The sequence below is a fragment of the Streptomyces sp. NPDC053427 genome (assembly GCF_044544985.1).
Classification (GTDB): Bacteria; Actinomycetota; Actinomycetes; order Streptomycetales; family Streptomycetaceae; genus Streptomyces.
Window position 1 is genome coordinate 261,972 of the sequence record NZ_JBITYA010000006.1, and the last position, 26,440, is coordinate 288,411.

General features: G+C 69.3%; 22 protein-coding genes and 1 pseudogene. 12 read left to right on the forward strand and 11 right to left on the reverse strand.

Features of this window, described 5'->3' with window-relative positions; genetic code table 11:
* Positions 1–21: 21 nt before the first annotated feature.
* Both ACIGWZ_RS18605 and ACIGWZ_RS18610 read right to left on the reverse strand, forming a co-directional pair.
* Positions 22–1,395: a pyridoxal phosphate-dependent decarboxylase family protein gene (locus tag ACIGWZ_RS18605; protein WP_400065866.1), complete on the reverse strand. Its 1,374-nt coding sequence runs from the start codon at positions 1,393–1,395 to the stop codon at positions 22–24.
* Positions 1,396–1,580: 185 nt separating this feature from the next.
* Positions 1,581–2,339, reverse strand: coding sequence for a FadR/GntR family transcriptional regulator (locus ACIGWZ_RS18610; RefSeq protein ID WP_400065868.1), 759 nt, complete (start codon positions 2,337–2,339; stop codon positions 1,581–1,583).
* 182 nt (positions 2,340–2,521) lie between these two features.
* Here ACIGWZ_RS18610 and ACIGWZ_RS18615 point away from each other — a divergent pair, with 182 nt between their 5' ends.
* Entirely contained in the window at positions 2,522–3,919 is a 1,398-nt protein-coding gene (locus ACIGWZ_RS18615; RefSeq protein ID WP_400065870.1) for an MFS transporter, read from the forward strand.
* Between the two features lie 75 nt (positions 3,920–3,994).
* Here the strand turns inward: ACIGWZ_RS18615 and ACIGWZ_RS18620 are convergent, their stop codons facing one another.
* From ACIGWZ_RS18620 to ACIGWZ_RS18640, 5 genes are all read right to left on the reverse strand, one after another.
* Entirely contained in the window at positions 3,995–6,577 is a 2,583-nt protein-coding gene (locus tag ACIGWZ_RS18620) for an MFS transporter (protein WP_400065872.1), read from the reverse strand.
* Positions 6,574–7,122 (reverse strand): MarR family winged helix-turn-helix transcriptional regulator, encoded by a 549-nt coding sequence (locus ACIGWZ_RS18625; protein ID WP_400065874.1) that lies wholly within the window; start codon positions 7,120–7,122, stop codon positions 6,574–6,576. Before ACIGWZ_RS18625 ends, ACIGWZ_RS18620 begins: the two co-directional genes overlap by 4 nt.
* A gap of 753 nt (positions 7,123–7,875) precedes the next feature.
* The gene (locus ACIGWZ_RS18630) at positions 7,876–9,258 is read right to left on the reverse strand and encodes an MFS transporter (RefSeq protein WP_400065876.1); all 1,383 of its coding nucleotides are present in this window, start codon (positions 9,256–9,258) and stop codon (positions 7,876–7,878) included.
* Between the two features lie 141 nt (positions 9,259–9,399).
* Positions 9,400–10,122 (reverse strand): HAD family hydrolase, encoded by a 723-nt coding sequence (locus tag ACIGWZ_RS18635; RefSeq protein WP_400065878.1) that lies wholly within the window; start codon positions 10,120–10,122, stop codon positions 9,400–9,402.
* A gap of 134 nt (positions 10,123–10,256) precedes the next feature.
* On the reverse strand, positions 10,257–11,735 hold the full coding sequence (locus ACIGWZ_RS18640; RefSeq protein ID WP_400065880.1) for an amidase: 1,479 nt from the start codon (positions 11,733–11,735) through the stop codon (positions 10,257–10,259).
* A gap of 493 nt (positions 11,736–12,228) precedes the next feature.
* Between ACIGWZ_RS18640 and ACIGWZ_RS18645 the strand changes: the two genes are divergently transcribed.
* A complete protein-coding gene (locus ACIGWZ_RS18645) occupies positions 12,229–12,819 on the forward strand; it encodes a dihydrofolate reductase family protein (protein ID WP_400065882.1) in 591 nt (196 codons plus the stop codon).
* A gap of 56 nt (positions 12,820–12,875) precedes the next feature.
* Here the strand turns inward: ACIGWZ_RS18645 and ACIGWZ_RS18650 are convergent, their stop codons facing one another.
* Entirely contained in the window at positions 12,876–13,022 is a 147-nt protein-coding gene (locus tag ACIGWZ_RS18650; RefSeq protein ID WP_400065884.1) for a hypothetical protein, read from the reverse strand.
* A gap of 361 nt (positions 13,023–13,383) precedes the next feature.
* On the opposite strand from ACIGWZ_RS18650, the gene ACIGWZ_RS18655 reads away from it, so the two are divergent.
* Positions 13,384–14,022, forward strand: coding sequence for an ATP-dependent Clp protease proteolytic subunit (locus ACIGWZ_RS18655; protein ID WP_400065886.1), 639 nt, complete (start codon positions 13,384–13,386; stop codon positions 14,020–14,022).
* A 1-nt stretch (position 14,023) separates the two neighbouring features.
* Complete coding sequence (locus ACIGWZ_RS18660) at positions 14,024–14,626, forward strand: ClpP family protease (protein WP_400065888.1); 603 nt, start codon at positions 14,024–14,026, stop codon at positions 14,624–14,626.
* An 80-nt stretch (positions 14,627–14,706) separates the two neighbouring features.
* On the opposite strand, the gene ACIGWZ_RS18665 is transcribed toward ACIGWZ_RS18660, so the two are convergent.
* The 3 genes and pseudogenes from ACIGWZ_RS18665 to ACIGWZ_RS18675 all read right to left on the reverse strand — a co-directional run.
* Positions 14,707–15,138: a helix-turn-helix domain-containing protein gene (locus tag ACIGWZ_RS18665; protein WP_400065890.1), complete on the reverse strand. Its 432-nt coding sequence runs from the start codon at positions 15,136–15,138 to the stop codon at positions 14,707–14,709.
* A gap of 246 nt (positions 15,139–15,384) precedes the next feature.
* Entirely contained in the window at positions 15,385–15,939 is a 555-nt protein-coding gene (locus ACIGWZ_RS18670) for a hypothetical protein (protein ID WP_400065892.1), read from the reverse strand.
* Between the two features lie 111 nt (positions 15,940–16,050).
* Positions 16,051–16,122, reverse strand: a pseudogene (locus tag ACIGWZ_RS18675) (oxidoreductase); the annotation flags it as partial.
* Positions 16,123–16,361: 239 nt separating this feature from the next.
* Between ACIGWZ_RS18675 and ACIGWZ_RS18680 the strand changes: the two are divergent.
* The 8 genes from ACIGWZ_RS18680 (at position 16,362) to cas1e (ending at position 26,426) form a co-directional block, all read left to right on the forward strand.
* Positions 16,362–16,943 carry a hypothetical protein gene (locus tag ACIGWZ_RS18680; RefSeq protein WP_400065894.1) on the forward strand — a complete coding sequence of 194 codons (582 nt, stop codon included), beginning with the start codon at positions 16,362–16,364 and terminating at the stop codon, positions 16,941–16,943.
* Between the two features lie 414 nt (positions 16,944–17,357).
* Entirely contained in the window at positions 17,358–20,189 is a 2,832-nt protein-coding gene (gene cas3 / locus ACIGWZ_RS18685) for a CRISPR-associated helicase Cas3' (RefSeq protein ID WP_400065896.1), read from the forward strand.
* Between the two features lie 192 nt (positions 20,190–20,381).
* Positions 20,382–21,902, forward strand: coding sequence for a type I-E CRISPR-associated protein Cse1/CasA (gene casA, locus ACIGWZ_RS18690; RefSeq protein ID WP_400065898.1), 1,521 nt, complete (start codon positions 20,382–20,384; stop codon positions 21,900–21,902).
* Positions 21,903–21,928: 26 nt separating this feature from the next.
* Positions 21,929–22,756, forward strand: a complete 828-nt coding sequence (gene casB, locus ACIGWZ_RS18695) for a type I-E CRISPR-associated protein Cse2/CasB (protein WP_400065900.1) — start codon at positions 21,929–21,931, stop codon at positions 22,754–22,756.
* Positions 22,757–22,796: 40 nt separating this feature from the next.
* Positions 22,797–23,969, forward strand: a complete 1,173-nt coding sequence (gene cas7e / locus ACIGWZ_RS18700; protein ID WP_400065902.1) for a type I-E CRISPR-associated protein Cas7/Cse4/CasC — start codon at positions 22,797–22,799, stop codon at positions 23,967–23,969.
* Positions 23,966–24,799, forward strand: a complete 834-nt coding sequence (cas5e, locus tag ACIGWZ_RS18705) for a type I-E CRISPR-associated protein Cas5/CasD (protein WP_400065904.1) — start codon at positions 23,966–23,968, stop codon at positions 24,797–24,799. Before cas7e ends, cas5e begins: the two co-directional genes overlap by 4 nt.
* Entirely contained in the window at positions 24,796–25,458 is a 663-nt protein-coding gene (cas6e, locus tag ACIGWZ_RS18710) for a type I-E CRISPR-associated protein Cas6/Cse3/CasE (RefSeq protein WP_400065906.1), read from the forward strand. The genes cas5e and cas6e overlap by 4 nt, the downstream gene beginning before the upstream one ends.
* Positions 25,455–26,426, forward strand: a complete 972-nt coding sequence (gene cas1e, locus ACIGWZ_RS18715) for a type I-E CRISPR-associated endonuclease Cas1e (RefSeq protein WP_400065908.1) — start codon at positions 25,455–25,457, stop codon at positions 26,424–26,426. Before cas6e ends, cas1e begins: the two co-directional genes overlap by 4 nt.
* The last annotated feature ends 14 nt before the right edge of the window (positions 26,427–26,440 follow it).

A 26,440-nucleotide genomic window follows, 5' to 3' on the forward strand; every position in this document is an offset into this window, starting at 1 on the left:
ACGCGGGGCGGGGCGGTCGGCTCAGTCCTCGGCGACGAGGGAGTCGAGAATGCCGCGTACGGTCTCCCGCGTGATGCCGGGGTGCAGGAACGCCAGGCGCGCGACGCTCTCGCCCTCCCAGACGCTCGGGGTGATGAAGGCGGCGCCGGACGCCAGCAGCCGCTTGGACCAGGCGTAGTAGTCCTCGGGCCGCCAGCCGGTGCGCCGGACGAGGACGACGGTCAGCTCGGGCTCGCGCAGCAGCTCGAGGCCGTCGGTCCGCTCCACTTCGCGGGCAGTCCAGCGGGCGATGTCCGCACCGTGGGCGACGGCGTCGCGGTAGGCGTCGGTGCCGTGGACGGCCAGCGAGAACCACAGCGGCAGGCCGCGGGGGCGGCGGGTGAGGTGGTAGGCGTAATCGCTCGGGTTCCACTCGTCGGGGCCCGCGCCGTCGGCGCCGTGGATGGCGTCGAGGTAGGAGGCGTCCTGGGTGTGGACGGCCCGCGCCAGGTGCGGTTCGCGGTAGAGCAGGGCGCCGCAGTCGAAGGGCGCGAACATCCACTTGTGCGGGTCGACGACCAGCGAGTCGGCGTGCTCGATGCCGCGCAGCTTCTCGCGCAGTCCGGGGACGAAGAGGGCGGCGCCGCCGTAGGCCGCGTCGATGTGCAGCCAGAGGTCGCGGGCGCGGGTCTGGTCGGCGACGCCTGCCAGATCGTCGATGATGCCGGCGTTGGTGGTGCCGGCGGTGGCGACGGCCGCGACGACGGGGGCGCCGCCGTCCCGTTCGGCCGCGTCCAGGGCGGTCCGCAGGGCGTCCCCGGTGAGCCGGTGGTCCTCGGTCGGGACGACGAGCGCCTCGACGCCCAGGATGCGCAGGGTGTTGCCGACCGAGGAATGGACCTGGTCGCTGACCGCGATCCGGACCGGGGCGCGGTCGTCGAGGCCGAGCCGGCGCCGCCCGGTGTCCCGGGCCACCACCAGGGCGGAGAGGTTTCCGGCCGAGCCTCCGCTGACGAAGCAGCCGCCCGCCCCGGCCGGCATCCCGGCGAGGTCGGCGAACAGCCGCAGCACCTGGTTCTCCGCGGCCACCGCGCCGGAGGCCTCCAGCCAGGAGACGCCGTGCAGGGAGGACGCCGAGAGCACCATGTCGAACAGGGCCGCGGCTTTGGTGGGGGCACCGGGGATGAAGGCCAGGAACGCCGGGTGGTCGCAGGAGACGACGGTGGGCTCGAGATCCTCGGCGTAGGTGCGCAGCACATCGGCGGGCGGGCGCGGCCCGGAACCTATCGCCTCCTTGAGGGCGACGGAGAGCTCGCCGGCTTCGCCGAGGCGGCCCAGCGGCGGGGCGTCGAGCCGGAGCCGGTGCAGGAGGTGCTGCATGACCTGCTGGGTGAGGTCCTCGTCGTAAGCGTGCACGGGCGTGTCTCCTGATGGCGCTGCGGGATCCGATTTTTTGGATCCTCTTCGGATCCATTTCTCGGAGCGTAAATGTCGGCGGCGCGAGCGTCAATCGAGGACGGGCGGGACGGCGGTCCGGCGGAGTGGCGGCCGGTGGCACGTGACCCGGGGCGCGCGAACTCGGGGGCCGGGGCCTTCGCGCCCTAGTCCTGCGCGGCGAACTGGTCGAGGACGGTCAGGAACTGCCGGTGCGAGTCCCGCAGATGTTCGCGCATACGGGCCTCCGCGGCGTCGCCGTCCCCCGCCAGCACCGCGAAGGCAATGGCCTCGTGCTCCTCGCGGAAGGCCAGCCCGAAGTCCCCCTCGGTCGGGTAGACCCGGCTCCAGTCCGAACCCAGCCACAGGGCGTTGCCCGCCACGAACATCTCGGCCCGCGCCCTGGTCACCGCCTCGGAGAGCACCTCGTTGCCGCCCGCAGCGGCGAGCCCGAGATGGAAGCGGGTGTCGATGCGGTGGTACGCACCGAGGTCCTCGACCTTGGTGTCGAGCATCGCCACGAGGTCGCGGCGCACCGCGCCCGCGCCGCGCTCGGCGGCCAGCCGGGCCGCGAACGGCTCGATCGCCTGCCGGTATTCCATGTAGTCGCGCAGCGCGGCCCGGATGCCGGCGGTGACCGCCACCCGCGCGCTGCCCCCGGCGGGCCGGGCCGGTGCGACGCGGGTGCCGCCCGAGCGCCCCAAGGTGGTGCTGACCAGGCCTTCTTCGGCCAACTCGCGCAGCGCCTGGCGGACGGTGTTGCGGCCCACGCCGAAGGCGGCGGCCAGTTCCCGCTCCGGGGGCAGCCGGTCGCCGGGCCCGAATCCGCCCAGCGCGATGCGCTGCCGCAGCGCCTCGGCCACCATGGCGCGCGACGACGTCTGCGTCGCGCCGTTCGTCAGCTCCTCGGAACCCTCACCGCTCACAGCCGCTCCCCCTCGGAACATGGCACGCCCTACAAGCCACTCCCATGTTATTGGACTTGGCCCGGAACCTATTGACACCGGGGTTGCCTGCTCTTAGCGTCACCTCAACATTTTTGGATCCCATGCAAGCCCATTGAATCTGCGCCGCCGACTCCTTGGGTTCCGCCGTGAGGAGCGTCAACATGAGCACAACCGCAGGTGCCCCACCCAGCTCCGGTCCCGCTCCCGGCTCCGGCCCCGGCACCGCGAAGCGGTCGGGTCCCTGGAAGGTCGCCACCGCCTCGCTGATCGGCACCAGCGTCGAGTGGTACGACTTCGGGATCTACGCAACGGCCGCCGCCCTGGTCTTCCCCGAGCTGTTCTTCCCCGAGCTGAACCGCGCCCTGGGCACCCTGATGTCCTTCACCACGCTGTTCGTCGGCGCCCTCGGCCGCCCCCTCGGCGCCCTCGTCTTCGGCCACATCGGCGACCGGTACGGGCGCAAAAAGGCCCTGATCTGGTCGCTGGTCCTCATGGGCGGCGGCACCGTCTGCATCGGCCTGCTGCCCGGCTACGGCACCATCGGCGTCCTCGCCCCCGTACTGCTCGTACTGATCCGGATGGCACAGTCGCTCGCCATCGGCGGCGAATGGGGCGGCGCCGTGCTCTTCGCCGTCGAACACGCACCGCCCCGGCGCAAGGCGTTCTTCGGCTCGTTCCCGCAGGTCGGCGACGGCGTCGGCTACTTCCTTTCGACCGGCGCCTTCGCCGCGACCGCTCTTCTCGGGCACGAAGCCCTCGTCGGCTGGGCCTGGCGCATCCCCTTCCTCCTCTCCGCCGCGCTGGTCCTGGTCGGTCTGCTGATCCGGTCGACGATGGAGGAGTCCCCCGCATTCGAGGCCGCCCGGCAGTCCGGCGCCGCGCCGCAGAAGCGGGAGACCCCGGTCGTGGCGGTCGTCCGCGACGCCTGGCGGACGTGGCTGCTGGCCTCCGGCGCGTTCCTGATCACCGTCGGCGGCTACTACATCGTCGTCACCTTCATGTCGACCTACGCGGTGTCCGACCTCGGCTTCACCGACTCCCAGGCGGCCGGCGCGGGCACCGCGGCCTCCGTCGTGGTGATCGTCTGCACCCCGCCGGCCGCCCTGGCCGCCGACCGCTTCGGCCTGCGCAAGGTGACCCTCACCGGAATCCTCCTCCACCTCGTCGTCGCCTTCCCGATGTTCTGGCTCGCCGAATCCGGCTCGGTGGCCGGACTCTGGCTCGCCATGTGCCTGCCGATGCTGGCCAGCACCATCGCCTACGCCGCGATCGGCACCCTGGTCTCCGGCTGGTTCACCCCCCGCACCCGCTACACCGGCCTGTCCATGAGCTTCCAGACCGCCGGACTGCTGGGCACGCTGGCCCCGGCCGCCACCAGCTGGCTGTTCACCTCTTCCGGCGGCTCCTGGACCCCGGTCGCCCTCGCCTTCGCCGCCATGGCCCTGGTCAGCGCGGCCTGCCTGATGGCCTGCAAACCGGCGGACGAGACGGCCCCGGCGGACGTCCCGCTCGCCGACGACCCGCTCATGGACGGCCCGGCGGAGACCGCCGCGCGCTGAACCGGCCTCCCACGCAACGAGCGCCCGGCCGGGAAACCCCGGCCGGGCGCTCGTGCCATCTGCTCGGCGGAGCCGTCAGATCACCGGATCGTGCCCCAGCTCGATGTCGAACTCGCTGCGGCCGGCGCCCTCCAGGCGCAGCGGCCGGGCGGCCGGCGGATAGCCGGAGGCGATCACCGTGAACTCGCCGCCGTCGAGGTCGGTGAAGACGTACTCGCCGTCGCGGCCGGTGGTGGCCGTGCCCACGACGTTGCCGGCCGGGTCGAGCAGCGTCACCCGGGCGTCCTCGACCGGGCTGCCGTTCGCCGTACGCACCACGCCGCGCACCCGCGCGCCGTGCGTCAGCCGGATCTCGTACCAGTTGCGGGTGCCGGTGACGACCTCCACCTGGAGGGCCGACGGGCGGTGGCTGTCGGCGCTGACGGCCAGCGTGTAGCTGCCCGGGACCAGTTCGCCGAAGGTGAAGCCGCCGTCCTGGCCGGCCAGGCCCGAGGCCACGACCTCGCCCCGTACATCGGTGGCCACGACCAGCGCGCCGGGCACCGGCTCGTCGCCCTTCTCCTCCCGTACCTCGCCGGACAGCCCGGCCGAACCGCTCAGCGTCAGCTCGAACCGCACCGGCTCGTCCGCGACGACGACGGTCGCCGCCTGCGGCTGCCGGGACCCCGCGGAGCCGATCAGCACATAGCTGCCGGGCCCGGGAACGGGCAGCTCGTAGCCGCCGTCCGCCGTGGTCGAGGCGCGGCCGAGCTGCCGCCCGCCGACGTCGATCAGGGTGACCACCGCCTGCGCCACCGGGCTGCCGTTGCCGTCGCGTACGGCTCCCCGGATCACGGCACCGGCCGCCGCCCCCACGTCGGCCACGGGGACCGCCTCGACGGGAGTGTGAACGACGGTGTCCGCTGCCGCGGCCTCGGCGGCCGGCACGTCCTCGCCGACGGCTGCCGGCGCCCGGCCGTTCGCCGCCGCATCCGCCTCGGCGTCCGCCTGCGCCCGCGCCTGCAGGCCGGAGATCTGCCGCAGCGGCACCTCCTTGACGAACAGCACCAGCACGAAGGCCACCGCGACCACGATCGCGCCCATCAGGAAGACGGTGTGCATCGAGTCGGCGAAGCCGCGCTTGAACGGCTCGGCCAGCCGCGGGTCGAGGTGCTGGATGAACGACGAATCGCTCAGCACCCCGGAGGAGTCGCCGCCCCCGGAGCCGTGGAGCATCTTCAACACCGGCTTGTTGGCCGGGTCGTGCAGCACCGACGGGTCGTGCAGGGCGGCCTGGAAGCGCTCGGTCTTCGCGGCGTCCTTGAACGCGGAGCCGATCTTGTCGCCGACCGTGCTGAAGAGCACCGACAGGAAGACCGCCGTACCGGCGGTGGCGCCCATCTGCCGGAAGAACGTGGACGAGGCGGTCGCCACACCCATGTCCTTCGGCGGCACCGCGTTCTGCACGGCCAGCACCAGCGTCTGCATGCAGCCGCCCAGGCCGAGGCCGAAGACGAGCATGTAGACCATGCTCTCCCACAGCGGGGTGTCCCACTGGACCCGGAAGTGGAAGAGCAGCATCGCGGCGACCATCAGCACGGTGCCGATGATCGGGAAGATCTTGTAGCGGCCGGTCTTGGCGGTGATCTGGCCGGAGGCGATGGAGGCGATCATCATGCCCGCCATCAACGGCAGCATCTCCAGGCCCGACTTGGTCGGGCTGGCGCCCTTCACCAGCTGGAGGTACTGCGGGATCATCAGCATCCCGCCGAACATGCCCATACCGATCAGCACGGACAGCAGGCTGGTCATGCTGAAGGTGCCGTTGCGGAACAACCGCATCGGGATCAGCGCGTCATCGCCGATCCACCGCTCGACGAAGATCCAGGCGACGATGCCCACCGCGCCGACCGCGTAGCAGACGATCGACCTGGTCGAGTCCCAGCCCCACTCGCGCCCCTGCTCGGCGACGAGCAGCAGCGGTACGACGCCGATGGCGATGGTGAGCGCGCCCCACCAGTCGATGCGGTGGTCGCGGCGGGAGTGCGGGATGTTGAGGACCTTGGCGACGACGAACAGCGCGATGATGCCGATCGGCACGTTGACCAGGAAGACCCAGCGCCAGCCGGTGATGCCCAGCAGCTGGTCCTGGCCGGCGAGGGCACCGCCGATCAGCGGCCCCGCCACGCTGGAGGTGGCGAACGTACCGAGCATGTAGCCCTGATAGCGGGCGCGTTCGCGCGGCGGGACGATGTCACCGATGATCGCCAGCGCCAGCGACATCAGACCACCGGCACCCAGACCCTGGACCGCGCGGAACGAGGCCAGTTCGGTCATCGAGGTGGAGAAGGTGCACAGCACCGAGCCCACGACGAAGATGCTGATCGCGGCGAGGTAGTACGGCTTGCGGCCGTGCAGGTCGGACAGCTTGCCGTACAGCGGCGTGGCGATCGTCGAGGTGATCAGGTAGGCCGTGGTGGCCCAGGCCTGCTCACTGAGGCCGTGCAGATCGTCGGCGATGGTCCTGATGGACGTACTGACGATGGTCTGGTCGAGCGCGGCAAGGAACATCCCCAGCATCAGACCGCTGAGGATGGTGAGGATCTGGCGGTGGCTCAGTCCTCCCGGCTCGGATATCGCCGCGGGCTCCGCCACAGGTGGCGAGGTGGATGTGCTCATTCGTGTGTGTCTCCCTGCTCCACGGCGGCCCCCTGGTCTCCCCCGGGGAGCTGACGTGCGTGTTGTTCTGCCAAGTCCTCGTTGAGCCGGCCCAGCAGCCGGATCAGATCGGCCCGGTCCTGCGCCGGCCATGGCTCCAGGAGCGCGGCCAGTTCGGCGTCGCGCTGACGCCGGTAGTGCGCAAAGGCGACCCGCCCTGCGTCGGTGGCGGTCAGCAGCGTCCCGCGGCGGTCCTCCGGATCCGGACGCCGGGCGACCAGGCCCCGCTCCACCAGGGAGCGCACCTGACGGCTGACCGTCGAAAGATCCAGGAACGCGTCCGCGGCCAGATCCGTGGCCCGGCGGTCGCCGCCGACCACGAGCCGGGCCAGCAGTACCCGGTCGGCGGCACCGGTGTCCTTCTTGGCACGTTGCTTCCATGCCGCGATCAGCCGCGAAAAGCGGACGATCTCCGTACCCAGCCCGGCGGCCGCCTCAGCGAGCCCCGACGCCGCCGTGACCTGCGGCCCCGTCTGGTCACTGGAGCGGACCGCGCCGTTACCCATCGTCGTGATCCCCCGATAAGCCTGTCGGTAGCCCTGTCGCTCCGATAAACATATTGCTTGTACCTAGCAAGTGTAGCGGCGCCCCGTACCGGGCGGACCACCCCCCTCCGGAGCGAGGGCGGAGGGGGTGGGCGAGGGCTGGGGCGGGGGCTGGATCTCGGGCTCGGGCCGGGGCACAGGCTCGGGCTCGGGCTCGGGCTCGGGCTCGGGCGGCCATCATGCGGGCCGTGGCTTGGGCTGAGCTGGGGTCGGGGCTCGGGCTCGGGCCGGAGCACGGGCTCGGGCGGCCATCATGCGGGCCGGGGCTTGGGCTGAGCTGGGGTCGGGGCTCGGACCGGGACTGGGGCCAGGACATCGCTGGGGCCAGGATTGAGTTCTGGCCGGGGCTCGACCGACGCTCAGGCCCAGTCCGCCGCCATTCGGGCCGGGACCGGGGCCGGGGCCGGGACCGGGACCGGGGCTCGGACTGGGGCCAGGACATCGCTCAGGCCAGGATTGAGTTCTGGCCTGGGCTCGACCGACGCTCGGGCCCAGGCCTCCATCATTCGGGCCGGGACCGGGACCGGGGCCGGGGCTCGGGCCAGGGCTGGGACTGGGCTCGGGCCTGCGCTCAGGCCCAGGCCGCCATCATGATGCCCGGCCCCGCCCCGGCCGTCGCGCCCGCTCCGTCGGCACCGCCCGCTCCCCGTACCCACCCCTTCCGCTTCCCCGTACCCGCTTCTTCCGCCCCCCTCCCCTCACCTGCTGCCCGCTTCAGGACACCGCGTGCGTCCCCTCGACCGCCGGACGGCGAGTGGCCAATCGGGCCGCCACCGCGCTGAGCAGCGACAGCACTGCGGAGATGCAGAGCACGACCTCCAGGGCGCGGCCCGAGAGTTGCGCCGAACCGTTCTCCGCCAGGAAGAGATAGACGCCTCCCAAGGCGGCGACACCCAGCGCCCCGGCGAGCTGAGCGTTGGTGCTGATCACGCCGGAGAGGTCGGCGGCGTAGCGCCCCGGCAGGGCGAACGTCATTGCGCTGATGAGGGAGTTGGAGCTGATCCCCAGCCCCAGACCGCCCAGCCCCAGCAACGCGAACATCAACGGTCCGGAGCGCCCGCCCGCCACCAGGTAGACCCATAGCGCGACGTACCCCACCGCCAGGACCAGACAGCCGACCGCCGGCATCATCGCCCTGCTCCGCTCCGGGGTCCGGGCCAGCAGCGGACCACCGAGTCCGAAGGCGGCCACCCAGGAGACCATGGCCAGACCTGCGTAGGCCGGGCCCCGACCCAGGCCCTCCTGGAGGTAGACCGCCAGGACGAACAGCAGGGCGAAGTACGTCATGGTGGTCATGCCGTGGGCGCAGAGCCACCAGCGGACGACCGGTTGCCGGATCACCTCCTCGGCTATCAGCGGCCGCCCTCCGCGGGCGGACAGCTCTCGCTGGCTCAGCCGGAACGCCACCAGCACCGGAAGGCTCAGCCCCAGGCACACCCAGGTCCAGGCCGGCCACCCCTGATCCGTGCCGAGCAGCAGCGGCACGATCAGGAGCAGGACCGCCGCCGACAGGAGCGCCATCCCCCTCAGGTCCAGTTCCTGTGACTCGTCGCCCTTTTCGTCCCTGGGCATCATCCGCATCGCCGCCGCTATCAGCAGCAGCCCCACCGGGACATTGATCAGGAAGATCGGACGCCAGCCGGTGCCGAAGATGTCCGCCGCAATGAGCACACCCCCCAGGGCCTGCCCCGCCACGGCGCCCCCGGACAGGGCGACGGCGTAATACCCCAGGGCCTTGATCCGCTGCTGACCGGCGAAATGCAGCTGGATGCCGCTGAGTACTTGGGGGACCATCAGGGCCGCCCCGACACCTTGGACGACCCGGGCGATGATCAGTACAAGCGAGTCCGGCGCCAGCGCACAGGCGAGCGATGCCGCGGTGAAGACGGTCATCCCCGTGTTGAAGACCCGGCGGTGACCGTGCAGGGAACCCAGCCGGGCTCCGGTCACCAGGAGGACGGCGTACGCCACCACATACCCGGAAATCACCAGGCCCGCCTCGCCGCCGGAGGCGCCGAGATCACTCTGGATCGACGGCGCGGCGATATTGACGATCGCGGTGTCCACATTGGCCATGAACTGTGCTGCCAGAAGCACCGCGAGCAGCCGCCATCTCCGCGCTGGGCCCGCACCGTCCCGGGCGCCGGGACGTGGCGCGATGACGTGCCGGGGTGCTTCCCCGCTTTCCGTACCAGGAGGCTGTTGTTGCATGGAGAGGTCAGTCCTTGTGAGAGTGCGTCAGGCGGTCGCGTCGATCGGAACCGGTGGCCAGTCGACCGTGGTGAGATCGGGGACCACGAGATCCGCGGCCCGGAGATCCGCGGCGGTGTGCGTCGTCGCGATCCCTACGCAGGCCAGTCCGGCGGCCCGAGCGGCCGCCACACCGGCGGGTGCGTCCTCGAAGGCCACCGCCCGTCCGGGCTCGACCCCCAGCGCCGCGCAGCCCGCCAGATAGCCCTCCGGGTGCGGCTTCCCCTGGCTCACGTCCTCGGCGGTGATCATCACGGCGAAGAGATGCGCGCCGCCCACCAGGTCGAGCAGGGCTCGGGCGTGCTCCCGCAGCCCCGAGGTGACCACGGCCATCGGTACGCCGTCGGCGTGCAGTCTCTTCACCAGTGCCCCGGCTCCCGGTACGGCGTAAGGGGGCGGCATATCGGGGCCGTTGAGATACCCGACGGCTTCGTCGAAGAGCTCGTCGACCGTACTGCCGGGGAAGCGGTGCACATGATCGGCCAGGGCCTCCTGACCGCGCCGCCCCACGAAGGTGGCGAGCAGCGCGTCGTCGACGGTCAGCCCATGGGCCTCGAAGAGCCGGGTCCAGGCGGCACGGCTGCGGTGTTCGGTGGCGATGAGCGTCCCATCGAGGTCGAAGAGCGCCGCTCGGGCCGCCGCGGGCACGCGCTCGGTCTCAGGCTCGGTCTCGGTCTCGGGCTGCGGTGCTTCGGAAGAACCGTGGATCATCGGGGAACTTTCCTTAGGGTTTCGTGTCGCCCCCGTAGGGGACGGTGGGGGTTCGCTCGGTGGGGGTTGGCTCGGTGGGGATTGGCTCGGTGGGGATTGGCTCGGTGGGGGCCGGTGCGCACCGGGGGACGAGGTCAGCCGCGCTCGGCGAAAGCGCCCTCGAGATCCCGGTAGAGGCCCTGCCACGGCGACTGCTTCTGGAGCGCGGTGGCGCCTCGGACCACGGCCGCGTCGTTGTGCCGACGCGCGGCGATCTGCAGGCCGACCGGCACGCCATTGGCCGCCCGACCGACCGGAACCGTCGCGGCGGGGCTGCCTATCAGGTTGAACGGACTGGTCAGCGACCAGCCGACAAAGCGGTCGACCTCCTGGCCCGCCACCTGGCGCGGCCCAACGGTGGTCCGGGTCTCGTCGTTGGGGATGCCCGCGACGGAATTCACCGGGCTGATGACCAGGTCGAACGCGTCGAAGAGGTCCTCAAAGGTGTCCAGCACCTTGGTGCGGACCAGGTCCCCGAGCCGGAAGTCCACGGCACTCAGGGCGGCGCCCGTACGCACGCTCTCCAGGTAGTGCGGGTCGACCACCCGGCCCTGCTCGCCGAGCAGATCGATCCCCTGGCTCCGGCTGACCTCGGCTGACTCCGCATGGCAGAGGGACAGATACCGGCGCCACATGGCGGTCAGCTCCGCATGCGGCAGAGGCAGCCGGAAGTCGACCTCCGTGACCTCGGCCCCGGCCTCCTTGAACGCCGGCAGTGCGGCCCGTACCAGGGATTCGACCTCCGACTCGACCGGATAGCCGCCGAGGTCGGGGCTGTAGGCGACCCGCATCCCGGACAACGACGGCGTCAGGGCCGAAGCGAGCGGCTGGTGCAGCGGGAAGGAGTAGGGGTCCCTCGCATGCGGCCCCGACATCAGGTCCAGGCCGAGCACCGCATCCTCGACCGTGCGGGCCAACGGGGCATAGCAGACCATCGGGTTGAGCCGACGGAAGGCGTTGGGCCGGGCGGGCACGGCCACCCGGCCGAAGGTGGTCATCATCGTGAACACGCCGCAGAAGGCCCCGGGCACCCGCAGCGAGCCGCCCGCGTCGGACCCCTGGGCCAGGGGCACCATTCCCGCGGCGACCGCCGCCGCGCTGCCGCCGGACGACCCGCCCGCGTTCATGGCCAGGTTGAAGGGGGTGGAGGTCGGCCCGAACAGGGCGTTGTCCGTCGTGGCCTTGAAACCGAACTCGGGTGCGTTGGTCTTTCCGACCACGATGGCACCGGCCTCCACCAGCCGGTCCACGCACATGATCGTCTCCTGCGCGACGTCCTCGGCGAACAGCCTGGAGCCGCGGGTCACCCGGACGCCCGCGACCGGATCAAGATCCTTCACACCGATCGGTACGCCGTGCAGCGGCCCCAGCTCCGCCCCCGACACCACGGCCCGCTCCGCCCGTTCGGCCGCGGCGAGCGCCTCGTCCCGGCAGACGGTCACAAAGGCGTTCACCGCGGGATTGAGGCGCTCGATACGGTCGAGACTCGCCCGCACCACTTCCGTCGGCGAGACCTCGCGGTCGCGGATGAGCTCGGCCAGCTGAATTGCCGTCAGAGAAGCTGTACTGTCCATGAAACCGGCCCCCCTCGAGAACGCCGCGGGCACAAGGGTCGCTGCGGTCGGCGTCCGAGTCCCCCCTGAATTCTCCGGACCCCTCCCGGGACCCTCCCGCACTCACTACAAAGAACACCGGGCACCGATCACGGGTTGCACCAGGCCACGACGGGGCCGGACGGCCGGCAACACACCCGCCGTCCGCAGGATCCGCCGACCGATGAAGCATCGCGGCGACGGAAGCGTCGCCGGCCCGGAGCGGCCACCACCGACCGCGGCACGTCCGGTGTCCGGTGTCCCGCCGGCGCCCGCCACACGAGATCCCTGTACACCGGACGCACACAGACGAGACGCACGCGCGCGAGACGTACGCACAGGAGTCGTACGCCCAGAAGACGCTCGGCCATGTGGCCCACGTCACCCCTGCAAGACCGGATGGGCGCGATGATTTTGGAGGGATGCGGCAGTCTCCGTTGACGTACCCATGAAGCAAGAAAGAGGAGCAAGTCCCATGCGCATCGTCATCAGTGAGTTCATGAGCCTCGACGGCGTCGTGCAGGCGCCCGGCGGACCCGACGAGGACACCGACGGTGGCTTCGCCCACGGTGGCTGGTCGCACCCGTTCTTCGATCCGGAGGTGGTGGGCGGTGCCTTCGCCGACGCGCTGACCAAGGCCGACGCGCTGCTGTTCGGTCGCCGCACCTGGCAGACGATGGCCGCGGCGTGGCCGGAGCGGGCCGGCGACCCGTTCGCCGACCGGATGAACGCCCTCCCGAAATACGTCGTGTCCCGGACGCTGGGCGACGACGAGCTGACGTGGGACAACACCACGCGCATCCCCGGCGACCGGGCCGTCGCCCGGATCCGGGAGCTGCACGGGAGCGAGGGCGGCGATCTGCTGGTCATGGGGAGCCCCACGCTCGTGCGCACCCTCCTGGCCGAGGACCTGGTCGACGAGCTCCGGCTCATCATCATGCCGGTGCTCCTCGGCGGCGGAAAGACGATCTTCCCCGACGACGGCGCGCAGCGCACCCTGGAGCTGGTCTCCACGGTCACCAGCGGCACGGGCGTGCAGGTGTGCACCTACCGGCGGGCCGCCTGAGTCACCGCCGGCGCCGCGCCCCGTGGGAACCGAGGCGGCCTTCGGGCCGCACCCCCTCAGCGAATTCCCAGCCCCGCGAGTACCTTGCCGTCGGCGTTCTTCCGCTTCGTCCGCAGCCAGATGTTCATGAACTGGGATGCGAGGCAGTAGCAGATGCACGGCGGGGTGGCGAACATACAGGTCAACGGCTTGGGCTCGTTCACTACCGACGCATCCAATGACGCCGCCAACTGGCGCTGTTCAAGGGCGAATTCACCCAGAACAGCGCCTACGGCGGCGCCGTCGTCGTGCGGCTCGCGCGGTGCCCACCAAGCCCTCGTCCGCGCGTCCTCGCCCGGTCGGCGCGGTCTGCATGAGAGGCGACTTGGCGAGCGTCACCAGCTGGCATGAAAGCTAGACCTGCTGGTGGAGGACGTACGGGCATTCTTCCGGCAGCTGCGCGAGTAGGGCTGAGCCGTCATCTCTGCCCCTGGCGAATCTGCGGCGGGCAGAGAAACCGCATCCGGGGATCTCCCGCGGTCAAGAGTGGAGTCGACGGCATCCCTGCCTCGACAAGGAGACCAGATGACTCAACTCACCACGCTCCCGCCCTGCGCGGAGGAGGGCGACACACCACCCAGCCGCTTCGACGACCATCTCGCGGCACAGCTGCTCGCCCAGCGGATCGTCCTCCTCGGCACACAGGTCGACGACGTGTCGGCCAACCGGGTGTGCGCGCAGTTGCTGCTGCTGTCGGCGGAGGACCCGCGCACCGACATCAGCCTGTACATCAACAGCCCCGGCGGGTCGGTCAGCGCGGGTCTCGCCATCTACGACACCATGCGGCTCATCCCGAACGACGTCTCGACGCTGGCGATGGGATTCGCCGCCAGCATGGGCCAGTTCCTGCTCACCGTGGGGGCGCCCGGCAAGCGGCTGGCGCTGCCGAACGCGCGGATCATGATGCACCAGCCCTCAGCGGGCATCGGCGGCAGTGCCGCGGACATCGAAATCCAGGCGGAAAACCTCCAGTTCACCAAGAAGGCCGTCGAGCGGATCACCGCCGAGCACACCGGGCAGAGCGAGGAGACGATCGCGCGGGACGGCGACCGGGACCGCTGGTTCACGGCCGAGCAGGCCAGGGAGTACGGGATCGTGGACCGGGTGGTGGAGTCGCTCGCCGACATCCGCCCGGCCGCATCGCGCCGACGGATGGGGTTGTGACATGGGCTCGTACACGGTTCCTTACGTCATCGAGCGGACCGCGCAGGGTGAGCGGTCCTACGACGTCTTCAGCCGGCTGCTGAACGAGCGGATCATCTTCCTCGGCACCGAGATCGACGACGGGGTCGCCAATGTGGTCATCGCGCAGCTCCTGCACCTGGAGTCGGCGAGCCCGGAGCAGGAGATCTCGCTCTATCTCAACTCGCCCGGTGGATCGTTCACTTCGCTGATGGCGATCTACGACACGATGACGTTCGTGCAGGCGCCGATCTCCACGTTCTGCGTCGGCCAGGCGGCGTCGACGGCGGCGGTGCTGCTGGCCGGCGGAGATCCCGGGCGACGGTTCGTGCTCCAGCACGCGCGGGTGCTGCTCGGCCAGCCGGCCAGCGGCAGCCGGCAGGGGACGGTCTCCGACCTCAGCCTCGCGGCCAAGGAGATGGCCCGCATCCGCTCGCAGGTGGAGGAGGTCCTGTCCCGCCATACGCATCACGACGTGGCGACGCTGCGCGCGGACATGGACCGGGACAAGGTGCTCACCGCCGAGGAGGCCGTCGCCTACGGGCTCGCCGACGAGGTGCTGAGCCGACGGTTCGCGCTCGTCTGACCCCGCGCGGCCGTGGCCGGAGGCCGGCGAGCCGGCCGGTACGGCGGTGGTGCGCCCCGTCGTACCGGCCGTCGGTCCGGTCAGGCGGCAAGGCAGAGGCCGTCGTACTGCGCCGTGGGCGAGGTGCGGCCCCGGCCCACCCGGCTCCGGGCGTACCGGGCCAGCTCGTCCTGGGCCAGCGAGAGCAGGTCGGTGAGGCCGAGCCCGAGGGCCTGGGCGGCGGCCGCGAGCACCTCGGAGGAGGCCTCCTTGCGTCCGCGCTCCAGCTCCGACAGGTAGGGGATCGAGATCCGGGCCGCCTCCGCGACGTCCTTCAGCGTGCGTTCCTGGGCGAGGCGCTCGCGCCGCAGCGCATCGCCGACGAGGTCGCGCCACAGCGGCTCCCTCGGCGCGGGTGTCTGAGGGGCTCCCGCCGGCCGCTGCGGGGCACGGGTCGCCGCACCGGAACCGGGCGGCGAGGACTGCGGGCGCAGGGGGATGACGCGGGCTTCGTTCGGCGCATGAGTGCTCACCCCTTCAGCCTAGGGATCCCGGGCGCCGGGGGAAGGGAGCGGCGTTCTGCCCTGGGTGAAGCCGTGCGGGCGGACTGGCGGTGTCGCGAGCCGGTGAACCTGTCCGGTCACAGCACTACGTCAGAACCTGGTCCGGCTGGGCCTACGTCGCCTTCGTCATAAACGTGTTCTCCCGCATGGTCGTCGGACATGACGCCGTTCTTGTGGGTGAGGCAGTCGGCGCGCCTGCCAATTGCCACTACCGACTCATTTCGTTCTCAGCTTGCGGCTTCCGGCCCGGTTCTTCGCGATGTTTCGTGTCTTCTTCCTGTTGCCTGACTCGGCGAGCAGGGCGAGTACCACCGGCGACGTCGACACCTCGGCGAGGACGCGCTGCATCCAGTCCGTGACCTCCGCCAACTCGGCCGGTGTCGGCGCGTGACCGTCCTCGATGGACAGGTAGAACAGCCAGTCGTGGATGCGGCGGCGGATGAACTCGCGGTACCCCTCCGCCTTGAGCTGGTCGATCTCCGGCAGTAGTTCGGCCGACCACTGCCGGAACTCGGCACTGCCGGTCACCTTCATCGCGATCCTGTCCACGAGGGCGACCACCGCCGTCTTGGACGCCATCTCGTTGGGGTCGCGCAGGATCGTGGCCACGATCGCACGGTCCCGGTCGCGGCTCCGCGAGGAAGCGGTCACCGAGACGACGTGTCGGTACGCGGACGATCGCACGTGCTCGTCCGCGACGGCATCGTCGACGTCCACGTCGAGGATGCCGGCCCCCGCCAGCAACTCGGCCACATCGGAATGCAATGTCATCGCTTCATCCCTTCTCGCAGGGCCGGACTCCACATCGCGGGCATCTTCCTCTGGTCCGCACGCTGATCCAAACGAAACGGCCTGGCCAGATGGCAGCCGGACGGCGTTCGACAGCCGGTCCATATGGCTGCTCGCCTCACGTTGGGTGCCGTGGACTACGTGTGTGTACACGTCCATCGTGATTACCTGGCCACCCGACAGCCCTGGTCAGGATGTTTTCGCTGATCAGGGGCGGAGTGGCGGACGAGGCGGCCCGTACGCCGGGTTCTGTGCCCCGATGCGGAGGCTTGCGCCCCCGGATGAGTGGCCACGTAGCAAAAATCTCTCCCGCAGCCCACAGTTGGCACGGCCGGAATTCCGAGCTACAACAACACCCCCTGGCAGGAAGACCCGTCGGGACGCTCGGACGGATTGGTGTGAATGTGGCTACGGTCCTGGACAAGGGCGCTGGTGCACCTGGAAAGCGCTGGGTTGTCCGCTACCGGGAGCCCGGCGGGCGCAGTGCCCGGCAGCGCCAGAAGGCATTCGACCGCAAGAAGGATGCGGTGGACTTCGCCACGAAGGTGGAGAACGTCAAGCGCGAGAACACGTACATCGACCCGAACGCCGGCAAGGTTTCCCTGCGTCGCTATACCGAGGACTGGCTCAACGGAGTGCTCATGTCGGGCGGCACCTGGGAATCGTACGAGCGCATCCTGCGGCTTCACGTCCTGCCGTACCCGGGGCGCAAGACGATCGCTCAGGTAACGGCCGCCGATGTGGAGGAGCTGTACGCGCGGTGGGCGAAGGGCTCGTCCACACCGAACACCCCCGACGCGCGCAGCATTGCACTGCCATCGCTCTTCTCCCACGCAGTGCGCCACAGGCGTATATCCAGCAACCCGGTCAAGGAAGCGGAGAAACCTGATAATCCGGTGGTTCCGGTCGACGAGCGCAGCCTTCCCAGCCTCGAAGAGATCAAAGCCATCGCACAGGCCATCGGATCGCGCTTGGAACGGCGGTGATCAGACGGGCAGTGCCGAAGGCTCCGGTTCACCTCCGCCTGCGCGGAGAGCACTCCCTGCCTTCCTCCTGGCCCTCCTCGATCCACGGTTCACCTCCGCCTGCGCGGAGAGCACCCTTCGCGACCTGCGACGCTACATCGGCTTTGCTTTTCCTTTAATCAAGGAGCAGGGGCTGATCACCCAGTTCAACCTACCGTGACTGCACCCTGACCAGCACACACCGACCCTCCATGCGCGCCCGATCACGGCGGCACAGTACGCGGCGAAACAAGACGTGACGCAGTCCACCTACCGCCCCAAATACATGAGCATGACGTGGCGTTGTCGCCTCGCGGGCGTCCGGGTCGGCATCCACTGTCAGTGCTGGGTGCTATCCCTTGAGGAACCTCTTCTCCGCGTGGTGATGGGAGCAACATGGTGAGCGGAGCAGTCGATGCGCGTCTTTGGGGAAAGAGTAAGGGGCTACCGCAGACGTATCCGGCGGTTTGCCACTTACTGGACACAGCGGCGACGGCTGGGGCGTTATGGGACCAAACGCTCACCGCGTCGGCTCGCGAGCGCCTGGCTGAGGCGTCGGGGATGCCGGTGGACCGGTGCCGACGTCTGGTGTGCCTTTGGGCCGGCCTGCACGACGTCGGGAAGATCATCCCTTCATTCCAGGCGCAGGTTCCACAGCGATACGCCTTGCTGCGCGGCGATGCTTCGTACGAGCAGGCGTCGGATATCGAGAGCCATGGCTTCCGGCATGACGTTGCCACGCAGTGGGCGCTGACGGAGATTTTCGAGGGCTGGGGCTACCCGGTGTCGAAGAAACTTCGACGATCCGTTCACCACCAGGTTGCCCAGTTACTCGGCGGCCACCACGGCCGGGTGCATCGTGCGCTCAAGGCACATGAACTCCGCTCCCCTGATGCTTACGCTCGTGAGCTGGGCGGCCGCGGTTGGCGGGACCAGCGGCTCGCTCATGCCGAGGCGCTGAGGCAGCTGACAGGGAGCGGTGCGGAAGATGTGCCGCTCGCACCGCTGCCTGCACATGTGGCCGTGGTGCTGCTGGGTTTGGTGGTGGTCGCGGACTGGCTGGCCAGCCAGGAAGAGGCGATTACTGCGCGGCTGCCGGGGCCCGGGTGGCGTGCAACCGATGAGGCTCTGCAGGCGCACTGGGCGATGGCTGTCGCGGGAGCTGCGCCTCTGGTGGCTGATGCGGGGCTGGGTGTAGCGGAGTTTCCGGTGCGGTTGTTCGCGGAGCAGTTCCCGTTCGCGCCGAATCCGCTGCAGGCGTCGGTGGCGGAGGAATTGCCAGCGCTGGTGGACGGTCCGGGCCTGCTGTTGGTGACTGCTCCGACGGGGGAGGGAAAGACGGAAACGGCCTTGCATGCCGCGTCGTTGATGGCGCGCAGCGCAGGCGCTTCAGGTGTGTTCTTCGCGCTGCCAACCATGGCTACCGCTGATGCGATGCATCAACGTGTGGCGGATTTCGCGATGCGGAACGTTGAGGGTGATCGGTCCCTGGCATTGCTGCACAGCATGGCGTGGCTGAGCGAAGCTTGCGCCGTGCCGACCGGCAACGAGTCCAACGGCGGTTCGGAAACCACCATCAGCGATCCGCGGACGCAGATCACGGCCGGTCAATGGTTGAGGGGCGGCAAGAGGGGGCTGCTGGCACCCCTGGCAGTCGGAACGATTGATCAGGCGCTGACGGGCGTGCTGCCGGTTCGGTATAACGCGCTTCGGCTGGTGGGACTGTCGAACAAGGTCCTGGTGGTGGACGAGGCCCACGCCTACGGCCCGTGGATGCACAGTCTCCTGGTTCGCCTGCTGGAGTGGCTGGGCGCCTGCGGTGCTCCGGTGGTGCTGTTGTCCGCGACGTTGTCAGGTCGTACGGCGGTGTCGCTGGTGGATGCCTACCGACGTGGTTGTGGGCATCGTGAGCCCTCCGATGTGGTGCCGGTGTATCCGGGCTGGGTGTACGTCAACGGGCGGACAGGTGGTGTGTCACAGCCGTACGCGGTGGAGGGGAGCCAGCCCCGGCGTGTCGAGGTGACGTCGATTCCGGTTCGATGGGGTCCGGCGAGCGCCGGTGTGATGGGCCGCGAGGCGGCTGTGGTGGAGCAGTTGCGGCCTCTGGTGGAGCGGGACGGGTGTGCGCTGGTGTGCTGTACGACGGTGGCCGAGGCGCAGCAGACGTTCCGCATGCTGAATGAGGTGTTTCCTTCGCTGGCGGAGGCGGAGGACGGTTTGCTGTTGTTGCATTCGAGGTTCCCGGGTGCACGGCGGGCGGAGATCACGCGGGCTTGTGAGCGGGCCTTCGGGAAGCCGGGGAGTGAGGGACGGCGTCGTCCTCGAGTGTCAGTGCTTGTGGCGACCCAGGTAGTCGAGCAGTCGCTCGATCTGGACTTCGATGTCGTGATCAGCGATCTGGCGCCGGTGGCACAGTTGTTGCAGCGGGTGGGACGCTGCATGCGACACGACAGAAGTGGGTTGAGCCCGGCAGAGGGCGGCAGGCCAGACTGGGTGGGTGACCGGCCTCGCCTTACTGTGCTGGACCCCATGACCGATGACAACGTCAGGGGTAAGGCGCCACGGTCGTGGGGTTCGGTCTACGACCAGGCGTTGCTGACGCGCACCAGTGAACTCCTGCAGGACCGTGCCGGCCGCGGGATCGCCGTGCCGGGTGATGTGCAGGAGCTGGTCGACGAGGTCTACGCGGAGGATTTCGGGGACCGGCTGGCTGATGCGGTGAAGCGTGACCGGCTGGTGCGGGAGGACGCGGAGCGGTGGGGGGCCGTGCTGGCGGAGGAGTCGCTCGCACAGATGACGTTGATCAATCCGCCGATGGGCATGGTCGACCTAGCCGAGGTGAGCCGGGATGGGGACATGGTGGACGAAGCGTTGTTGACGACTCGACTGGGCGCGGACTCGGAGCGGGTGGTGTGCACCTATGAGCAGACCGATGGCTCCGTGACTCTGGACGCTGAGGGCGATGTTGCGGTGCCCGGGTGGGGTGCCAGCCGGCCGCTGTCTGTCGCGGACGTGCGCGCGGTGGTGCGGCAGTCGGTTCCGATCCCGGGCGGGTGGCTGCGCGAGCGTGGCACAGATCAGCAGGTACCGGAGTCGTGGGCGAAGCGTGCGGCGTTGCGCGAGTTGAGTGTCCTGCGGATGCGGCGACCAAAAGAAGATGACGTGTGGTCATGCCAGGTCGGAGGTCGATCAATTTCGATCAGCCCCGTTGGGATTTTGCGTTCCTGAGGCACCCCTCCCTCACGCTTCCTATCGTATGAACACCTCTTCAGGCACGCCGCGGCGTGCCCGAAGAGGCCACCCCCGCCTGCGCAGGTACGACACCGTTAGCGGGCGTTGATACGCCTCCATCACGCGGGTCACCCCCACTCTCGCGGGGAGGTGGACGAGCTTACTGAAACCCTTCGTCGTAGAGGTGACATGTCTGCTGAACTCCACGATCTGCTCACCGAGCCGGACTTTCCAGTCCGTTGGACGGATACGGCGCCAGGGGGCGACCACCCGGAGGCTGTCGGCTTGCGGCAGCTGTTCTTACGCGCGCACGAAATCAGTGCTCTGGCCATACCGCTGCCGCCGGCCCTATCCGGGCTGTATCGGATCCTGTACGCACTGACCGCCCGCATCACCGAGCTCGACGTTTCCGACAACTGGCACGCAGAGCGCGACGCCATCGTGCAGTTGGGGCACTTCGATCCGGCCGACGTCGACCGCTACTTCGGTGCGTACCCGGACCGCTTCCGCCTCTACGACCCGGCGCATCCCTTTCTCCAGGACCCGCGTCTGACGGAGGAGTGCGACAAGCCGGCCGGGCTCAACAAGCTCGTCACTACCAGGCCCTCCGGCTCCAACCACGCCTGGTTCCAGCACAGCGTCGACGCACGACCGCACCCCGTCTCTCCAGCGCAGGCACTGCAGCACCTGATCGTCTGGCGCTACTACGGCCCGTCCGGTCGCTGCGCAGCACGCACCGTACGGGGCACGAAGGAAGCGAACTCCACCGCAGGACCATTGCGCAGCGCACTGTCCTACCACCCGCTGGGACGCACGCTGTTCGAAACGCTGTTGGCCGGTCTGCCGGAACCCGACCGCGCACGACGCTACGTTCGCGCCGAGGATCCCTGTCCCTGGGAGCGCGACACTCCGACCGACCCACTCACCCTCAAAGGGGCCGTCACCGGACCGATGTCGAAGCTGGTCGGCCACAACCAGCATGCGCTGCTCCTGGTCCCCGACGCGCAGGGCGCCCAGACGGTGAACGCATACATCAGCTGGGCGTATCGCGAGCGCATCCCACGCGATGACGACTATGTGATCTGGCAGACGAGCCAAGCGGGCAACCGCTACGCCCGCTATGCCGACTGCCGACGCGGCCTGTGGCGTGATCTGGACGCTCTGCTGCTCAAAGAGCCACCCGGCGTGGAAACCCGTCGGCCACCGGTCATTCCCACGGCGATCGATGTCTTCGACGACGAGCAGGGCCTGCGGATACAGGCGCTGGGCATCGACCAGGAGGGCCAGGCCAAAGATAAGCAGGTCGTATCGGCGATCACCCCGCCCGTCGTTCAGTTGATGGAGGAGCGCGACGGCATCCAGGCGCGGTTGGTCGGCGACCTGCGGCTCGCCGGAGAGCGCGCCGGTCGGCGTCTGGACCGTGCTGTCAAGAAGGCGTGGGCGCTGTTCAGCAATACCGCCAAGGCGGAGGACTGCGCCTGGTCGGCCGCTGCGGCCGCGCATTACTGGCCGGCCGCCGAGTCGGAGTTCTGGCAGCGGCTGCAACAGCGGCACTTCGAAGGTGCCGCCCAGGTATTCCGGTCCATCACGGAACGCATCTATGACCAGGTCACGAAGACCGCAGCCGGCACCGCGCGAGGCGCACGGGCCTGTGAGTCCGCGCGGATCGAGCTCTATGGAGGCCGCCCCAAGAAGACCCCAGGTCCATAGCCACCCTTGCCTGCTGGAGAACCCAGATGACCGACAACTCCCCCGAACCGACTGTGCCCGCCGAGCCTCAATACGGCCCATCTCCATGGTTGGTTCAAGCCCGTACGTTCGTCGGCGGCATCATCGCCGCGACCGCCAACGACGGCGGATCTCGCTCCGCCCTGCGCAGCGGCGTCGGCAAAGATCTGGACAACGTGCCGCGGATGCACCGCATCGTCGCTCCCCGCCTCCCACCGGCCGTACTGAACGACGAGGACGGTCAACGGGCCTTCTACACGGTGGCTGCCCTGATCGCCGCCTACCACCGGCCCGGCACCACAGGATCGTCGCAGGAGACGGGCGAACAGCCAGGTGACGAGCTCGCGGGCGCATCCAGCCAACTTCCCGCTGCCGACGACGCGTCCATGCAGAAGGGCAGCACAACATGCCCGACCGATGATGCTGATCTGGCGCAGCCCGTGAACGGCGCGGCGGCCGAAGCGCGGCGGCGTGAACACTTCGGCGTAAGCCTCGGTGCCGCCTACGCCGCGGCCGTCGCTGCCGGTCCACGCAACGGCATCCGCGAGAACACTGCGGAGACGCGTTTGAATCTGCTGAGCAAGCAGAGCGTCTCCGGTGTGCACCGTCACCTGCCGGCTGCGGCACGGCAGCTGTGTGACCGGAACAGCCCGCCGGACTGGGCGCGGCTGTTGGTCGACTTGCGGAGCTGGCCACAGCAGCGTCGTCGTGTCACACGCCGCTGGTTGCAGGACTTCCACCGCGGCCTCAACGCAGCCGCTCTCGAAGCAGCCCGTCGAGCCGACGGCGCCGCTGAACCATCCTCCGGCTCCGGCGACGAAAACTCCGGTACGTGACCTCTCCCCCAACTAACCCCGCCTTTCAAGGAGACTCCTCATGACCGGCACCATCACCGCTCTTCCCGACGTCCCGGGGCGGTTTCTCGACATCCACGTACTGCAGAGCGTCCCTTACGCCAACTTGAACCGCGACGACACGAATTCGGTCAAAAGGGTTGAGTACGGCAACTGTGAACGCACCCGGGTCAGCAGCCAGTGCTGGAAGCGTGCCGTCCGCCGCTACTTCCAGCGCACCATCGGCGAACAGGCTCTGCGCACCCGTCGGTTCGGCGAGAGCGTGGAGCGGCTGCTCAGCGAGGAACGCGGCTGGCCCAAAGACCTGGCGCGGCGTGCCGGCCAGCACATTGCTGCGGGCAGCAGCATCAAGGCCGACCCTCCCTCCCAGGACGACCCGGCCTGGAGCACCAACGCCATGGTCTACGTCCCAGACATCGCCATCGCCGAACTCGCACAACTCGCGGAAACACACCGTGAGCTGATCGAGAAGGCCAAGGACATGAAGAAGGGCGTCAAGAGCGTCCTGCCACAGGACGACATCGATGCAGTACTGCGCAGCCGCAACGGGGTCATCAACCTCTTCGGCCGCATGCTCGCCGAGATCGATGACGCAGGCGTCGACGGGGCTGTACAGGTTGCCCATGCGCTCACCACGCACGGCACCGACGTGGAGATCGACTATTTCGCCGCGGTCGACGACATCACCGATGCCTGGCGTGACACAGCTGGCAGCGCCCACCTGGGCAGCAACGAATTCAGCGCGGGGGTGTTCTACCGTTTCGCCACGCTTGACCTGGCCGACCTCCTGCGCAACATCGGCGGCGACGTGGACGCCGGTCGCACCCTGACGGCTGCGTTCGCTGAAGCGTTCATGCTGTCTCTGCCCGAAGCGAAGAAGACTTCGACCGCCCCGCACACCATCCCCGACCTGGTGCAGATCAGTGTCCGCACCGACCGTCCACTGTCGTACGCCGCAGCATTCGAGAAGCCGGTGGGCGCCGACCGCAGCGGTGGATTCGCCCAGCCCTCGCGGCAGGCGCTGTCCCAATATGCCCAGGCGGCCGGACGTCTGCTGGGCCCACGCGGCGTGCTGCACGCCGGATGGGCGAGCGTGGATGACAAGGAGCTGTCCGGCCTGGGCTCACGTGCGGACTCCTTCGGCCAGCTCATCACCGAGGCCGTCACCGCGGCGCTGGGTGGCGAGACCGCGTGAGTGTCCCTGACCCTGCCGCGCCAGGGCTTTTGCTGCACTTGGCCGGGCCGCTGCAGTCTTGGGGAACGCGCAGTCACTACAACGAACGTGACACTGCCCCCCACCCGACGCGCTCCGGTGTCATCGGCCTGCTCGCCGCCTGCCTCGGCCGCAAGCGCAGCGAGCCGGTGGACGACCTGGCACGGCTCTCGCTCGTAACACGCTCAGACCGTCCCGGCGTAGTGCTCCGAGACCTGCACACCGTCGGCGGCGGCCTGCCGTCGAAACTGACGGTCACCACCGCCGAGGGCAAAAAGCGACCGCCCTTGCAGAGCACGCTCCTCACCCACCGCTCCTACCTGGCCGATGCGGCGTTCATTGCATGCCTCACCGGCCCCCAGCACATCCTGGATGCCTGCCACGAAGCATTGCTCCACCCCCATTGGCCGCCCTACCTAGGGCGCCGCTCCTGCCCCCCGGAAGGCCCGCTCCTCATCGGCCTGTGGACGCAGCCCCTGCACCACCTGGTGTACCTGCCCCTGTCACGGCACCCCGGCACACGCCCCACCCGCATCGCCTTCCAAGGCGACGCCCCCCTCAACCAGCTGCCCGCCCCTCACACGGCCGGCGAACACAACAGCAGCGAAGCGGTCGACGGAACCGCAGCCGTCAGCGAGATCAACGACGACCCACAAGGCCGTGCGCCAGGTGGCCGAACCTTCCGCGCCCGTGACGTCTACCAGCGCACCCTCACCCTGCCGAACGACCAGTGCGCCGGCATGGGAACCGCCTACCTCAACGCCCTCGCCGCCTACACCGACGATGTCCGCCGCAAAGGAGCCGCGCGATGACCACCCTGTGGCTCACCCGCATCCTGCCCAACCTGGCCGCCCACGAGGTACGACGTGACCTCGCCAACGCCGTCAGCATGCACCACCGCCTCATGAAGCTCTTCCCAGACGGCATAGGGCCCCAGGCCCGCCAGCGGCTGGGAGTCCTCTTCCGCACCGAGGACAACGATTCCTCCCCCGCCATCCTCCTGCAAAGCCAGGTCCGCCCCGACCTGAACCGGCTCCCCGCCACCTACGGCCACGCCGCCACCAAGGACCTCAGCCCCCTCCTGCACGCACTACGGCCCGGCCTCACCGTCAGGTACCGCATCACAGCCAACGCAGTACGCAAACCCGGGCACACCACCCGCGCCGCCACCGGAGCACCAACAGCCATACCGCTCACCGGAGCCGACGCCGACCAGTGGTGGCAACGCCAAGCTGAGGAAAACAGCGGCCTCCACCTGGACGCCGCGCACTCCACCCCGCTCGATACCGCCCGCGGCACCCGCGCCGGCGACAAACGCCCCGTCATCCACGCCCGCACCAGGTTCGACGGCACCGCGCGCATCAAAGACGCCGACCTGCTGCGCCGGCGCATCCTCGACGGCATCGGACGCGGCAAGGCATACGGCTGCGGCCTCCTCACCCTGGCCCCCGCAACCGGACGGTCCACATGACCGAACAGCCGGCCGCACGACGCAAACTCGCCGCACCCACCGTCGCCATGCTTCCCCGCATCGCCGACTCCCTCTCCTTCCTCTACCTCGACATCGTGCGGGTCCAGCAAGACGACACCGGCGTCTGCGCCGTCGTCACCACAGAACAACGAGGCACCGAACTGGTCTACCTGCCCACCGCAGCCCTCAGCTGCGTGCTTCTCGGCCCCGGCACCAGCATTACCGCACGCGCCCTGACAACCCTCGTCCGCCACGGCACCAGCGTCATCGCAACCGGCGCCGGCGGCGTCCGCACCTACAGCGCCACCATCCCCGACTCCCTCAGCACCCGCTGGCTAGAACACCAAGCCCGCGCCTGGGCCAACGACAACGAACGCCTCGCCGTCGCCACCCGCATGTACGAGCACCGCTTCGGTCCCGGGACCGTCCCACCCGGCACCACCCTCACCAGCCTCCGCGGCCTGGAGGGCCAACGCCTCAAAGCCCTCTACAAACTCCTCGCCCAACAACACAAAATCGGCCGCTTCAAACGCGTCTACGACCCTGCGAAATGGGACGAACAAGACCCCGTCAACCTCGCCCTGTCCTCCGCCAATACCTGCCTGTACGGCATCGTCCACGCAGCCATCGTCTCCATGGGCTGCTCCCCCGCCCTGGGATTCGTCCACAGCGGCAATCAGCAAGCCTTCGTCTACGACATCGCCGACCTCTACAAAGCCGAACTGACCATCCCGCTCGCCTTCACCCTGCACAACACTCCCCAGCCCGAACAAGCAGCCCGTCGCAGCTTCCGCGACCGCCTACGCCTGTTCCGCCTCATGCCCCGCATCGTCTCCGACATCCAGCACCTCATCAATCCCGACGAATCCCGCGAACAGCCCGACTCAGAAGAAGAATTGGTAGACCTCTGGGACCCGATCTCGGGAGTCATCCCCGGGGGCGTCAACTACGCCGCCGACGGGCGATAGCCACAACGCAACGA

What these genes read in the sequence shown, in the direction of transcription:
- ACIGWZ_RS18615 (WP_400065870.1), top strand. Translation starts at nt 2,522, where the DNA reads ATGAGCACAACCGCAGGTGCCCCACCCAGCTCCGGTCCCGCTCCCGGC.
- ACIGWZ_RS18620 (WP_400065872.1), bottom strand. Translation starts at nt 6,577, where the DNA reads ATGAGCACATCCACCTCGCCACCTGTGGCGGAGCCCGCGGCGATATCC.
- ACIGWZ_RS18625 (WP_400065874.1), bottom strand. Translation starts at nt 7,122, where the DNA reads ATGGGTAACGGCGCGGTCCGCTCCAGTGACCAGACGGGGCCGCAGGTC.
- ACIGWZ_RS18635 (WP_400065878.1), bottom strand. Translation starts at nt 10,122, where the DNA reads ATGATCCACGGTTCTTCCGAAGCACCGCAGCCCGAGACCGAGACCGAG.
- ACIGWZ_RS18640 (WP_400065880.1), bottom strand. Translation starts at nt 11,735, where the DNA reads ATGGACAGTACAGCTTCTCTGACGGCAATTCAGCTGGCCGAGCTCATC.
- ACIGWZ_RS18645 (WP_400065882.1), top strand. Translation starts at nt 12,229, where the DNA reads ATGCGCATCGTCATCAGTGAGTTCATGAGCCTCGACGGCGTCGTGCAG.
- ACIGWZ_RS18655 (WP_400065886.1), top strand. Translation starts at nt 13,384, where the DNA reads ATGACTCAACTCACCACGCTCCCGCCCTGCGCGGAGGAGGGCGACACA.
- ACIGWZ_RS18660 (WP_400065888.1), top strand. Translation starts at nt 14,024, where the DNA reads ATGGGCTCGTACACGGTTCCTTACGTCATCGAGCGGACCGCGCAGGGT.
- ACIGWZ_RS18670 (WP_400065892.1), bottom strand. Translation starts at nt 15,939, where the DNA reads ATGACATTGCATTCCGATGTGGCCGAGTTGCTGGCGGGGGCCGGCATC.
- cas3 (WP_400065896.1), top strand. Translation starts at nt 17,358, where the DNA reads ATGGTGAGCGGAGCAGTCGATGCGCGTCTTTGGGGAAAGAGTAAGGGG.
- casA (WP_400065898.1), top strand. Translation starts at nt 20,382, where the DNA reads ATGTCTGCTGAACTCCACGATCTGCTCACCGAGCCGGACTTTCCAGTC.
- casB (WP_400065900.1), top strand. Translation starts at nt 21,929, where the DNA reads ATGACCGACAACTCCCCCGAACCGACTGTGCCCGCCGAGCCTCAATAC.
- cas7e (WP_400065902.1), top strand. Translation starts at nt 22,797, where the DNA reads ATGACCGGCACCATCACCGCTCTTCCCGACGTCCCGGGGCGGTTTCTC.
- cas6e (WP_400065906.1), top strand. Translation starts at nt 24,796, where the DNA reads ATGACCACCCTGTGGCTCACCCGCATCCTGCCCAACCTGGCCGCCCAC.
- cas1e (WP_400065908.1), top strand. Translation starts at nt 25,455, where the DNA reads ATGACCGAACAGCCGGCCGCACGACGCAAACTCGCCGCACCCACCGTC.